Origin of the sequence: Providencia sp. PROV210 (assembly GCF_028479445.1) — a bacterium.
Taxonomy (GTDB): Bacteria; Pseudomonadota; Gammaproteobacteria; order Enterobacterales; family Enterobacteriaceae; genus Providencia; species Providencia rustigianii.
Map to the genome: position 1 here is coordinate 75,474 of NZ_JAMPNQ010000012.1, position 13,422 is coordinate 88,895.

Consider the following 13,422-nt stretch of genomic DNA (forward strand, 5'->3'; position numbering starts at 1 on the left):
TTTATTTTACTGCTAGCCAGCTCAACCAAGCGCAATTTATCCAGAAATAACCGACTGAAATAGAGAGGGATTTCCCCCCTCTCTTACCCCATTAAAAATCCCCGTGGCGACGTTCCACCAGCGTTAAAATACTGTACAACGCCACCACTTCATTGCGCTGGTTAAACACCTGAACATCCCACTCCACAACCCCATTGGGCTTATCTTCGGCTTTTTTCTGCACTTTTTTGATGGTTTTCTTGCACGTTAAACGCACTTGGATAGTGTCACCAATTTTTACGGGTTCAATAAAACGCAGATTTTCCATACCATAGTTAGCGATCACCGGACCGACGCCCGCATCCACAAATAACCCAGCGGCCGCGGATACCACAAAATAACCGTGGGCAATACGCTCGCCAAACATCGACTGCTCAGCACCGAGTTTATCCACATGAACATAGAAATTATCACCACTGAGACAGGCAAAATTCACAATATCCGCCTCAGTCACGGTACGTCTAGCGGTGAGCAGCGTGTCACCGATCACCAAATCTTCAAAATATTTGCGGAACGGATGCACCACATCGGCAACGGTATCGGCTCCGCGCATCCACTGTTTGCTGATGGCGGTTAACATGGATGGGCTGCCTTGGATAGCGGTGCGCTGCATATAGTGTTTTACAGCTCTTAAACCACCTAATTCCTCCCCACCACCCGCACGCCCCGGTCCACCATGCACCAACATCGGCAATGGAGAGCCATGCCCCGTCGACTCTGCCGCTGCCGCTTCATTCAAAATTAACATTCGACCGTGCGCGCGAGCGCTAGCGCGGATCACCGATTGTGCCACTTGGCTATCTGCGGTGACTAACGTTCCAGCCAAACTACCTCCACCGAGAATTGCCAGCTGCACCGCCTGCTCTAATGAGTCATAGCTCATCAAAGTGGCAACCGGACCAAACGCCTCCGTTTCATGCACTGCTTGGTGGATAAATGGTTGTGCGCAATACAGTAATGTAGGCGGATAAAATGCCCCATTTTGGCTATCTGCCCCCATCACTTGTAAGTTGGTGAAACTACCACCGCACAGCAACTCACAGCCATTTGCTCGCAAATAATCCACTTTTTCTTGCACATCTTGGCGCTGTTCTAAATTAATCAGCGCCCCCATACGCACGCCATCCACCGCAGGATCGCCCATGGTCACGCCAGATAAGCGTTTCAGTAGCGCATGTTTCACATTTTCCAACTGAGATTTTGGCACGATAATCCGGCGAATTGCGGTACATTTTTGCCCTGCTTTCGCGGTCATTTCACGGGCAATTTCTTTGATCAATAAAACAAACTCCGGGCTTTCAGGTAGAACGTCGCTACCCAAAATCGCACAGTTCAGTGAGTCGGCTTCCATGGTAAACGGAACGGATTTTTGATTAATACGCGGATGGGATTTTAGCTTTTGCCCTGTCCCTGCCGAGCCCGTAAAGGTCACTACATCTTCAAAATCGAGGTGGTCAAACATATCCCCGACTCCACCGCAAATTAATTGGATTGCCCCTTCGGGAACCAACCCACTGTCTACCATCAATTTCACCATGGCTTGGGTGACTTGAGCGGATGCCGTCGCGGGCTTGATGATAGCAGGCATTCCCGCCAACCACGTTGGTGCTAGTTTTTCCAACATTCCCCAACAGGGAAAGTTGAACGCATTGATATGCAAAGCAACACCACGGCGAGACGTTAAAATATGGCGCGCAATAAATTGCCCTTGTTTAGAGAGCGGGATCATTTCATCTTCTGACCAAACAGTGTCATCAGGCAGCTCACGGCTGGCTAACCCCGCATAGGCGAACAACGTCCCAATTCCCCCCTCAATATCGACCCAACTATCTGCTTTTGTCGCGCCGGTTTGTGCAGAAATTGCATATAACTCATCCTTATGGGCTAAGAGATATTTTGCCAATGCCTTAATCATTTCCCCACGTTGCTGGAACGTTTGGTTGGCTAATGCTTCCCCACCGATTTCACGACCATATTGCAGGCTCTTGGCTAATGGCAGTCCTTCCGTTGTGACGGAATACAACCCCTCGTTGGTCAGCGCATGATAGATTTTGCGTCCCTCACCTGCGCCATTGACCCACTTCCCCATTATATAACTCGTTAAATGTTGCATATTTCCCTCTCCAGAAAAACGACAATAACTTATTTTGATAACAAATATGTATCATATATCCAATCATAGATGCCAATCTAAATTTAACAAATAAAAAACATTCTGCCGTTATAAATACGATTACCATCAAAACCACACAAAATATGAATAATTTAATTTATTGATATTTAACAATTAAAATAAAATCACTGTGATGGCAATCGCAAAAACCACACAAATGGCATTGATCTTATTGTTAACTATTCCTAGCATTAATGTTAAATAAATGTGTTTCATATTTTTATGTTTAAAATATTTTTTTGAATCACTTTAATGGAAGAGATCAATGAGCGAGCAAAATCAGGCACTCTTCGAGGCCAAAATCGAAGCCGATATTTCCATCGAGCCCAAGGACTGGATGCCCGATGCCTATAGACAAAACCTGATCCGCCAGATTGGGCAACATGCACACTCTGAAGTGATTGGCATGTTACCGGAAGCCAACTGGCTCACTCGTGCGCCAACTTTACGCCGTAAAGCCGTACTGCTCGCTAAAATTCAGGATGAAGCGGGACATGGTTTGTATCTGTACAGCGCCGCAGAAACTTTGGGCTGTACCCGCCAAGACCTCTACCAAAAGATGCTGGATGAAAAAATGAAATACTCCTCCATCTTCAACTACCCGACCCTGAACTGGGCTGATATTGGTGTAATTGGCTGGCTCGTCGATGGTGCCGCCATCGTTAACCAAGTCGCCCTCTGCCGAGCTTCATATGGCCCCTATGCCCGTGCAATGGTGAAAATCTGTAAAGAAGAAAGTTTCCACCAGCGCCAAGGTTATGAAGCCGTGATGGTGCTTGCACAAGGCACTGATGAGCAAAAAGCCATGCTGCAAGATGCCATTAACCGCTTCTGGTGGCCGGTACTGATGATGTTCGGTCCCAACGACTCCGATTCCCCCCATAGCGCCCAAAGCATGGCGTGGAAAATCAAACGTTTTAGTAACGACGAACTACGTCAGAAATTTGTGGATAACACCGTGCCGCAAGTGGAAGCCCTCGGCATGACTATCCCAGACCCTGACTTACAGTGGGATGAGCAACTCGGGCATTACCGTTTTGGTGAGATTGACTGGGAAGAACTTTTTCAAGTGATTAGAGGTCAGGGCATTTGTAACCAAGAACGCTTAGAGGCCAAGCGTAAAGGCTGGGAAGACGGCGCTTGGGTTCGCGAAGGTGCCATGGCGCACAGCCATAAACAACAAGCGATGAAATCCGCCGCCTAACCACACGAAATAAAAAGGAATACACCATGAGCAATCAAGACTGGCCATTGTATGAAGTATTTGTGCGTAGCAAACAAGGTTTAGCCCATCGCCACGTAGGCAGCCTGCATGCGGCAGATGATCAAATGGCGCTGGAAAATGCCCGTGATGCTTATACCCGTCGTAGTGAAGGTTGCTCGATTTGGGTGGTAAAAGCGGCACATTTAGTGGCCTCCCAACCCGATGAAAAGAGCCAATTTTTCGACCCTGCGGATACCAAGGTGTACCGCCATCCCACTTTTTACACCATCCCTGATGGCATCAAAAACATGTAAGGAGCACGGAATGAATCAGCAACAGCAGCTCCAACATTATGTTTTACGTCTCGGGGATACACCGTTAATTCTCGCCCAGCGCTTGTGTGAATGGTGCGGCCATGCACCCGAAATCGAAATTGACCTTGCGCTCTCCAACATTGGATTAGATTTACTCGGTCAAGCGCGCAACTTTCTCAGCTATGCCGCCGAACTCAAAGGCGCTGGTTGCAACGAAGATAAGCTAGCTTACCTGCGAGATGAGCGTGAATTCAGTAATTTATTGCTCGTAGAACAACCCAATGGGGGATTTAACGATACGTTAGTCCGTCAGTTTTTTATCGATGCCTACCACGTTCCACTGTATAGCGCATTAACCCAAAGCCGCGACCCACAACTCGCCGCTATCGCCGAAAAATCCTTAAAAGAAGCCCTATATCATCTACGTTTTAGCCGTAATTGGATGGTTCGTTTAGGGGATGGTACGGCACAAAGTCAGCAAAAAATTCAGCAATCTATTCACCGTCTATGGCGCTTCACTGGGGAATTATTTCATGGGGACGAGATTGAGATTGATCTGAGCGAAGCGGGAATTGCTGTCGACCCACGAGCCTTACGCGATATTTGGCTACAAACCGTCACAGAAACCTTGGAAGAAGCCACTCTCACTTTGCCAGAACAAGCAGCCTACCGCTTAGGTGGCAAACAAGGTAGCCATACCGAGCACTTAGGTCTGATTTTAACTCAACTGCAATTTGTGCAGCGCGCTTACCCTAATAGCCAATGGTGATGAAGATGGAACAGAGAATGCAACTTCAAGCCCCCGATATTCACCAAATCTGGCAACAACTGCACCAAATTCCAGATCCGGAGTTGCCCGCTCTTTCCATCACCGATCTGGGTATGGTTCGCCATGTTGTGCCGACGGAGCAAGGCTGGCAGGTGGGATTTACCCCGACCTATTCCGGCTGCCCCGCCACCGAGTTTTTAATCAATGAAATCAAAACTGTTCTTGATAGTGCAGGATTTCAAAATGTGGATGTGGAAGTGGTACTGACCCCCGCGTGGACCACCGATTGGATGAATCAAGATGCCAAAAGACGCTTGCGGGAATTTGGCATTGCGCCACCGCAAGGTACCGCCTGCGAACATCCTGAGCATACGGGTGCTATCTGCTGCCCACGTTGTGATAGCCAACACACTGAAAAAATTAGTGAATTTGGCTCAACAGCCTGCAAAGCGCTGTATCGCTGCACTGAATGCTTAGAACCTTTTGATTATTTTAAATGTATTTAAGGGCACACTCATGACTGTATTTCACCGTTTAAGTATTGCCGCCATCGAACGTGACACGCCAGATGCGGTTGCTGTCACCTTCAATATTCCTGAAACCTTGCGGGAGCAATACCGTTACCGCCCAGGCCAGCATCTCACGTTAAAAGCTTCAGTTAATGGGGAAGATTTACGCCGTTGCTACTCCATTTGTAGCGCTCCCGATGAAGCAACGTTAAAAATTGGGGTCAAAGCCATCTATGAGGGGCGTTTTTCCAACTTTATCAACCAGCAGCTCAATGTTGGGGATAATTTGGAGGTGATGATCCCCCAAGGGCAATTTGGTTATCAACCCGATAGCCACCATGCTGCCCATTACCTCGGGATTGCGGCAGGCTCGGGGATCACGCCACTTCTATCCATCATTAAAGCCACCCTACACATTGAGCCGAAAAGCCGCTTTGTGTTGATTTATGGAAACCGCAATAGCCGTACCGTGATGTTTAAAGAAGCCATTGCGGATTTAAAAAACCGTTTTGCCGCCCGTTTCCAAGTTCTGTATCTATTCAGTCAAGAACCCCAAGAAAGCGAGCTACTCAGTGGACGCATTGATGCCAAGCAACTCAATGCGTTAGGGGAATCTCTCCTAAATTTTAGTCAATTTGATCGCGCTTTTATTTGCGGTCCTGAGTCCATGATGGATGAAGCTCAAGAGACGTTAATTCACCAAGGCATGCCCCAAGAGCGTGTCCATACCGAGCGCTTCAATACCTCTGGTGCAAAATTCAAACCGACTCATGCCACCAGCGAAAGCCGCCAAGTCAGTATTCACCTTGATGGACGTACTTTGGACATCAGTATGGATAGCCAAGATGACAGCATTCTTGATGCCGCCTTACGCCAAGGGGCAGATTTACCCTACGCCTGCAAAGGCGGTGTTTGCGCAACCTGTAAATGCAAATTGCGTTCAGGAGAAGTGGAAATGGGGGTGAATTACAGCCTTGAACCTGACCAGATAGCCGATGGCTATATTCTCAGTTGCCAAGCATGGCCAAAAGGCGATGGTGTGGTGCTGGATTTTGACGTTTAAGGATGGAAACCATGGAAAATAATTGGATTTTATCCCAACAACAAAACCGCGTTCTGACACTCACCCTTAATCGCCCAGAGGTACGCAACGCCCTGAGCACCCCGTGCTTAGAGCTGCTAGTTAAACATTTAGAACGCGCCCAAGAAGACCCAAATATTGGGGCGATTGTGATCACGGGTAACCCACGTTTTTTTGCAGCGGGGGCTGATCTTAAAGAACTTCAGCAACAAACGGTCGCCAGTGCCATCACCGATAAACGCCCGCAAGTCTGGCGCCGTTTCTCACAGATTACTAAGCCGATTATTGGTGCAGCCAACGGCTATGCATTAGGTGCTGGGTTTGAATTACTGCTCGCCAGCGACATGATTATCGCGGGGGAATCCGCGCGTTTTGGTCTGCCTGAAATTACCTTGGGTTTGATCCCCGGAGCAGGCGGTACTCAGCGTCTGATTCGCACCGTCGGTAAGTCATTGGCTATGCAAATGGTGCTGACAGGTGAACCCATTGATGCCAAACACGCCTTACGCGTGGGGCTGGTCAGTGAAGTGTGCGTGGACGAGTTAGCCCTCGAACGTGCGCAAACTATTGCCAAACGCATTGCAAGTCACGCTCCACTGGCAGTCAACGCCGCCAAAGCCGCGTTAATCAATGGGCAAGAAACTCACCTTACTGAAGGCTTGAAACTAGAGCGCCAATATTTTGTCGCTCTTGCCGGAACGGACGATCGCCAAGAGGGGATCAACGCCTTTTTCGAAAAACGATCTCCCCAGTTTACAGGACGCTAATCATGATAAATGACACCGTGATCACCGAAGAGATGATCCTTACTGCACAGGAAAATGGCGTGCTCACCATCACGTTGAATCGCCCTGATAGGCTCAATAGCTTTAATGATGAAATGCACCGCCAACTGAGTGATGCCCTCAAAATTGCCGAACGGGATGAAACGGTGCGCTGCCTCGTGATCACCGGCGCGGGTCGCGGATTTTGTGCGGGACAAGATCTTAACGATCGCAATGTTGCCGTGGGATCTGCAACACCTGATCTCGGTTTTTCTGTCGAAACTTACTATAACCCATTGATCCGCCGATTAACCGCGCTACCCAAGCCGATTATTTGTGCCGTTAATGGTGTTGCCGCAGGAGCCGGAGCCGCGATTGCCCTTGCTGGAGACATTGTGATTGCCGCCAAAAACGCCAGTTTTATTCAATCTTTTTGCCGACTTGGATTGGTTCCCGATTCTGGTGGCAGCTGGTTTTTACCCCATTTAGTCGGGCAAGCCCGAGCGATGGGTATGGCTATGTTAGGGGACAAAATTAGCGCTGAGCAAGCTTTACAGTGGGGGATGATTTGGCAAGTCACCGACAATGACCAACTGACTCAAACCGTGGACTCCCTCGCTCAGCACCTTGCCACTCAACCAACTTATGGGTTAGGTCTGATTAAAAAAGCCATTCATCGCGCTGCCACCAATACCCTTGATGAACAGCTGGATCTTGAGCGAGATTTACAACGCTTAGCAGGTCGCAGTCACGATTATCGCGAAGGTGTGGGCGCTTTCTTAAATAAGCGCGAACCGAAGTTTCAAGGAAAATAACCATGAAAACTTCACTCAGCACATCGATACAAAATGTCGCTGTGATTGGCGCAGGTACCATGGGCATAGGCATTGCGCAAGTGGCTGCCAGCGCAGGTCTGCAAGTACAAATTTTTGATGTAAATTCGCACGTGTTGCAGCAATCTTTAGCGGCGCTCTCTGCACGTTTACGCAAACGCGTCAGCCAAGGAAAAGCGGAATCCCATACAACAGAAGCGACCCTTGCCCGTATTCAGGTTGCCCATCACTTATCTGAATTGTCAGCCGCTGATTTGGTTATCGAAGCGGTCGCTGAGAAACTGGAAATTAAACAAGCTATTTTCGGTGAACTTGAGGCCATTTGTCGTGAAAATACGATTTTTGCTAGTAATACCTCCTCATTATCGATTACCGCGATTGCTAACCAATTAATTCATCCAGAGCGCATGGCCGGATTACACTTTTTTAATCCGGCTCCGGTAATGAAACTGGTGGAGGTGATCCGTGGTTTAGAAACGGCTGACGTGGTTATCGATACCCTAAAAGCACTCGCCCTATCTTTTAACAAGGTGCCCGTGATTTGCCGTTCGACACCCGGATTTATTGTTAACCGCGTGGCGCGCCCTTTCTACGCGGAAACCTTACGCGCATTAGAAGAAAAAATTGCCAATCCCGCGACGCTGGACAGTGCCATCCGTGATGCGGGGGGCTTTTCCATGGGACCGTTGCAGCTCACGGATTTAATTGGTCATGACATTAATTACTCAGTAACCCAATCCGTCTTTCACGCTTTTGGCTATGACCCACGCTTTCAAACCTCATTGGTGCAATTAGAATTGGTGCAAGCGGGGCATTTAGGGCGTAAATCGGGGCGTGGATTTTATCGGTATCAACCGGATAATCATTACGATCACAATAAATCCCAATCAAAACCCAATGCTGAGCCACCCATTACATTAACCCACCCACTGAATATTATTGCCTCTGGAAATTGGCAAATATTTCCAGAATTTAAACGCATTTTGCAGCAAAACGGGATCACACTCGAAGAACCAAAACAAAATACGTTCCAATCACCCTCACTGATTGTTAACGGGGTTGTTATTATGTTAACAAATGGTGAACTAACTTCTAAACATGCGCAAATTTTAGGTAAGCCCGTCGTGCAATTTGACCTATCGGCGGATTATGTTGCGGCAACGACTATCACCCTCAGTTGCGCTACCCAAAATAGCCACCAACAGAACCAAGATGCTATCGCGTTTTTCCAATCTATTGGGAAGCAAGTGATTGTATTGCCAGATTATCCGGCATTACTGACCATGCGCACGGTTGCCATGCTGTGTAACGAAGCGTTGGACGTGGTGAATAAAGGCATTGCAACCGCCGAGGATACGGACAATGCCATGCGTTTTGGCGTGAATTACCCTAAAGGACCTTTGGCATGGGGAGCCCAAGTGGGTTGGGAGTCTATTTTGCAGGTACTTCAACAACTCAGCGAGTTTTATGGGGATGCTCGCTATCGCCCAAATCCGCTATTACGAAAGCTCGCTGCGGGCTATGCCACTTTATCATTCAAGGAGTTGCCATGAATTCACTGCCGACTATTACCCTCGCCCAACAAGCGGCACATGCCATGTATCGCGATGATACCTGTGCAAAAGCCATGGGCATGCACATTGACGAGGTTGCTGAGGGATATGCGCAACTCACCATGACCGTGACCGCCAATATGCTCAACGGTCATAAAACCTGCCATGGCGGGCAACTGTTTAGTTTGGCAGATACCGCCTTTGCTTACGCCTGTAATAGCCAAGGTTATGCGGCGGTAGCTTCCATGTGTTCCATTGATTTTCTGCGTCCAGGTTTTGAAGGGGATACCCTCACCGCAACCGCAAAAATGCAGCACCAAGGTAAGCGCAACGGATTATATGCCGTGGAAATTGTCAATCAAGATGGCAAGCCGTTGGCGTTATTTCAAGGGCGTTCACACCGTTTAGGTCATCGTTTAGTTGGAGAACAATCATGAATGACGCTTATATCTGCGATGGTATTCGTACCCCAATTGGTCGCTATGGCGGTGCATTATCCTCCCTTCGCCCCGATGACCTGTCGGCGATCACCTTAAAAGCCTTAATGGCACGAAACCCACAACTGGATTGGAGCCTGACCGATGACATTATTCTCGGCTGTGCCAACCAAGCAGGGGAAGATAACCGTAATGTGGCACGCATGGCGGGGCTACTATCTGGCTTACCCATCTCTGTATCAGGTACCACCATCAACCGTCTGTGTGGCTCAGGCTTAGATGCTATTGCACTTGCTGCCAGAAGTATCAAAGCGGGAGAGTCTGGGTTAATGGTGGCGGGAGGCGTGGAGTCCATGAGCCGCGCGCCGTTTGTGATGGGAAAACAAGATTCAGCATTTTCCCGTCAGGCAGAAATTTTCGATACCACCATTGGCTGGCGGTTTATTAATCCCGAAATGAAGAAACAATTTTCCACCGACTCCATGCCGGAAACGGCGGAAAATGTTGCGCAAACCTACAATATTAGCCGTGAAGACCAAGATGCTTTTGCATTGCGGAGCCAGCAGCGTACTGAGGCTGCGCGGGTAAAAGGGATTTTTGCGGAAGAGATTGTTCCCGTTACGGTGAAATTGCGCAAAAGTGAGCAACAGATTAGTGAAGATGAGCACCCACGCCCAGAAACTACCCAAGAACAGCTACAAAAACTGAAAACGCCTTTTCGTGATAATGGTTCCGTGACTGCCGGCAATGCTTCAGGGGTCAATGATGGTGCTGCCGCATTAATTATCGCATCAAAAGCCATCGCCAAGCAGCAAGGGCTAACGCCACGTGCTCGGGTCATCGCGACGGCAACTTGTGGCGTCGAGCCACGTTTGATGGGAATTGGTCCACTACCTGCCACTCAAAAAGTATTAAAAATCGCAGGGTTAACCATCGAACAAATGGATGTGATTGAGTTAAATGAAGCCTTTGCCGCTCAAGCACTCGCGGTATTACGTGGGTTAGGTCTTCCTGATGACGCACCACAGGTTAACCCCAATGGTGGCGCAATCGCCTTGGGTCATCCTCTGGGAATGAGTGGGTCACGCTTAGTGATCTCCGCCGTCAATGAGCTACACCGCAAACAAGGTCGCTACGGTTTATGCACCATGTGCATCGGTGTGGGTCAAGGCATTGCAATGATTATTGAACGAGTCTGAACATCTTAACCAATATAAAAAAGCCTGATAGCTCGACACCTGTACAGGCAAATATCAACGCATTTAATCGCTTCATTCCCTAAATGTGCTGGTAACTATAATAACGAGGACTGGCAATTATGAGCATGACACAACAAGACAATATCGACGCAATCGAGTTTGCTTCTCGCGATGAAATCGAGGCGCTGCAACTCGCTAGAATGAAGTGGACACTTACTCACGCCTATGAAAATGTGCCGATGTATCGCAAGAAATTCGACGATGCTGGGGTTCATCCTGACGATTTTCAGCAACTGAGTGATATTGAAAAATTTCCCTATACCACCAAACAAGATTTGCGTGAAAACTACCCGTTCGACACCTTTGCCGTGCCGATGGATAAAATTATTCGCATCCATGCCTCATCGGGAACAACAGGTCGCCCAACTGTTGTTGGCTATACCCAACAAGACATTGATAATTGGGCAGATTTAATCGCTCGTAGCCTACGTTCAGCGGGAGCAACTCGAGGAGATAAAATCCATGTCGCCTACGGTTACGGGCTGTTTACAGGCGGACTTGGCGCCCATTATGGTGCGGAGCGTCTTGGCGCAGCAGTGATCCCCATGTCCGGTGGGCAAACCGAAAAACAAGCGCAACTGATTGCTGACTTTAAGCCTGATATCATCATGGTCACCCCCTCATATTGTTTAACAATTATCGATGAGCTCGAGAAAATCATGGGCGGAGACGCTAGTAAGTGCTCACTGAGATTAGGCGTGTTTGGGGCTGAGCCTTGGACTGAATCCCTGAGAACAGAAATTGAAACTCGCTTAGGTATCAAAGCATTGGATATTTATGGGCTTTCGGAGGTCATGGGGCCCGGCGTTGCCATGGAATGTGCGGATTCAGGGTGCTCAGGCCCCACTATCTGGGAAGACCATTTTTATCCCGAAATTATCTGCCCCAATAGCCTGAAAACCTTGGGGGATGGTGAACATGGTGAGTTAGTGTTCACTACTCTCACAAAGGAGGCTATGCCCGTTATTCGCTACCGAACTCGCGATTTAACGCACCTGAATTTAGGCAGTCATCGTCATATGCGCAGTATCGGGAAAATCACCGGTCGCTCTGACGATATGATGATTATCCGTGGGGTCAACGTATTTCCCTCTCAAATTGAAGAGCAAATCATGCAATTCAAAGAGTTATCTCCCCACTACCAGTTGGAAATTGGTCGCCAAGGGAATATGGATAACTTGTCGGTACGTGTGGAATTGAAGCATCCGGAACAATTGACGTTCGATGAACGCTGTAATATCTGCCATAACCTCAAACACCGTATCAAATCCATGGTCGGGATCAGTACCCGCGTCAGTATTGTGAACTGCGGTGATATTCCTCGCTCCCAAGGGAAAGCTCAACGCGTAATTGATACGCGAATTGCAATTTAAATCAAAAGATTAAGATATGGCTGGCAACAGCCTGTCTTAAATCCGGTTTCCACTCAGTGCACCATACGCTATTTAGCAAGTACAAGACAATCGTCTAATTTTTGTCTAAGATTTGTGGGCATCTGATACATTAATTTTAGGGATAAGCGAATAATGGAAACCAAGCTCAATCAGTTTATTCAGCACGCCATTGAGAGCCAGCCGATCAGTGGCACCTCATTGATTAGCTCCTTATATGGCGATGCCCTGCATCATCGTGGCGGAGAAGTCTGGTTAGGCAGCCTCACTAAATTACTTGAGCCAATGGGCTTTTCAGACCGTTTTGTGCGCACCTCCGTTTTCCGTCTACAAAAAGAGGGCTGGTTAGATGTCGAAAAAATTGGGCGTCGCAGCTATTACCGAATTTCTGAACGAGGACAGAGCCGTTTTCGCCGCGCTGAAAGCAAAATTTATTTAAGCGAGCAATCTGAATGGAATGGAAAATGGGATTTACTGTTATTGGAAAGTGCCGATAAAGACGAAAAAATCCGCCTCAAAAAAGAGTTAAGTTGGCTGGGATTTGGGCAATTTAATACCTCATTAATGGCAGCGCCTAACAGTAATCAAAGCGATATTCCTGCACTTTTGAGTGAATTAAATGCCGCAGAAAATGTTGTCTATTTCCATGCAGATTATCCCTTTAACCGTTCCGAAAAAAATCTAAAATCCCTCGTCTTTGATGCATGGTCACTGCCCGATATTTCCGAGCATTACCATCAGTTTATTACCTTATTCCGTCCCGTGGCCTTGTTACTAAAAGAGTATTCCGAGCAAGTCATTTCGCCAGAGCTGTGCTTCCAGTTGCGTCTATTGTTGATCCATTTTTATCGCCGCGTCGTGTTAAAAGACCCATTACTGCCGGATGAGTTGTTACCCACCCAATGGGAGGGGCATATCGCTCGTCACCTGTGTACCAATATTTATCAACGTATCGACCAAGGTGCTACGCAGTACGTCACACAAATATGTGAGACCACTTTTGGCGAACTTCCTCAACCCTCGAGCGCTTATTACCGACGTTTTGGCGGGGTTTTGAAAGAGCTTTCTGCCGCATAATCTTTGCCTGTTGGCATTA

13 protein-coding genes are annotated in these 13,422 nt (G+C 48.0%); 12 read left to right on the plus strand and 1 reads right to left on the minus strand.

Annotation, left to right across the window (positions count from 1 at the left end; genetic code table 11):
* Positions 1–91: 91 nt before the first annotated feature.
* Entirely contained in the window at positions 92–2,152 is a 2,061-nt protein-coding gene (gene paaZ, locus PR761_RS09240; RefSeq protein ID WP_154610985.1) for a phenylacetic acid degradation bifunctional protein PaaZ, read from the minus strand.
* A gap of 325 nt (positions 2,153–2,477) precedes the next feature.
* On the opposite strand from paaZ, the gene paaA reads away from it, so the two are divergent.
* The 12 genes from paaA to paaX all read left to right on the plus strand — a co-directional run bounded on the left by paaA (position 2,478) and on the right by paaX (position 13,403).
* Entirely contained in the window at positions 2,478–3,416 is a 939-nt protein-coding gene (gene paaA, locus PR761_RS09245) for a 1,2-phenylacetyl-CoA epoxidase subunit PaaA (protein WP_006813862.1), read from the plus strand.
* A 26-nt stretch (positions 3,417–3,442) separates the two neighbouring features.
* A complete protein-coding gene (paaB, locus tag PR761_RS09250; protein WP_006813863.1) occupies positions 3,443–3,730 on the plus strand; it encodes a 1,2-phenylacetyl-CoA epoxidase subunit PaaB in 288 nt (95 codons plus the stop codon).
* A 10-nt stretch (positions 3,731–3,740) separates the two neighbouring features.
* Positions 3,741–4,499, plus strand: a complete 759-nt coding sequence (gene paaC / locus PR761_RS09255) for a 1,2-phenylacetyl-CoA epoxidase subunit PaaC (RefSeq protein ID WP_039854626.1) — start codon at positions 3,741–3,743, stop codon at positions 4,497–4,499.
* A gap of 5 nt (positions 4,500–4,504) precedes the next feature.
* A complete protein-coding gene (gene paaD, locus PR761_RS09260; protein WP_112835907.1) occupies positions 4,505–5,005 on the plus strand; it encodes a 1,2-phenylacetyl-CoA epoxidase subunit PaaD in 501 nt (166 codons plus the stop codon).
* Positions 5,006–5,015: 10 nt separating this feature from the next.
* Entirely contained in the window at positions 5,016–6,071 is a 1,056-nt protein-coding gene (gene paaE / locus PR761_RS09265) for a 1,2-phenylacetyl-CoA epoxidase subunit PaaE (protein ID WP_112835906.1), read from the plus strand.
* 11 nt (positions 6,072–6,082) lie between these two features.
* The gene (paaF, locus tag PR761_RS09270; protein WP_115164842.1) at positions 6,083–6,856 is read left to right on the plus strand and encodes a 2,3-dehydroadipyl-CoA hydratase PaaF; all 774 of its coding nucleotides are present in this window, start codon (positions 6,083–6,085) and stop codon (positions 6,854–6,856) included.
* Positions 6,857–6,858: 2 nt separating this feature from the next.
* Positions 6,859–7,668 (plus strand): 2-(1,2-epoxy-1,2-dihydrophenyl)acetyl-CoA isomerase PaaG, encoded by an 810-nt coding sequence (gene paaG, locus PR761_RS09275; protein ID WP_006813868.1) that lies wholly within the window; start codon positions 6,859–6,861, stop codon positions 7,666–7,668.
* Positions 7,669–7,670: 2 nt separating this feature from the next.
* Positions 7,671–9,239: a 3-hydroxyacyl-CoA dehydrogenase gene (locus PR761_RS09280; protein WP_006813869.1), complete on the plus strand. Its 1,569-nt coding sequence runs from the start codon at positions 7,671–7,673 to the stop codon at positions 9,237–9,239.
* Positions 9,236–9,676: a hydroxyphenylacetyl-CoA thioesterase PaaI gene (gene paaI / locus PR761_RS09285; protein ID WP_112835902.1), complete on the plus strand. Its 441-nt coding sequence runs from the start codon at positions 9,236–9,238 to the stop codon at positions 9,674–9,676. Before PR761_RS09280 ends, paaI begins: the two co-directional genes overlap by 4 nt.
* Positions 9,673–10,875 carry a 3-oxoadipyl-CoA thiolase gene (gene pcaF / locus PR761_RS09290; RefSeq protein ID WP_006813871.1) on the plus strand — a complete coding sequence of 401 codons (1,203 nt, stop codon included), beginning with the start codon at positions 9,673–9,675 and terminating at the stop codon, positions 10,873–10,875. The genes paaI and pcaF overlap by 4 nt, the downstream gene beginning before the upstream one ends.
* A gap of 119 nt (positions 10,876–10,994) precedes the next feature.
* Positions 10,995–12,308, plus strand: a complete 1,314-nt coding sequence (paaK, locus tag PR761_RS09295) for a phenylacetate--CoA ligase PaaK (protein ID WP_112835900.1) — start codon at positions 10,995–10,997, stop codon at positions 12,306–12,308.
* Between the two features lie 153 nt (positions 12,309–12,461).
* Positions 12,462–13,403, plus strand: coding sequence for a phenylacetic acid degradation operon negative regulatory protein PaaX (gene paaX / locus PR761_RS09300; RefSeq protein WP_006813873.1), 942 nt, complete (start codon positions 12,462–12,464; stop codon positions 13,401–13,403).
* Positions 13,404–13,422: the final 19 nt, after the last annotated feature.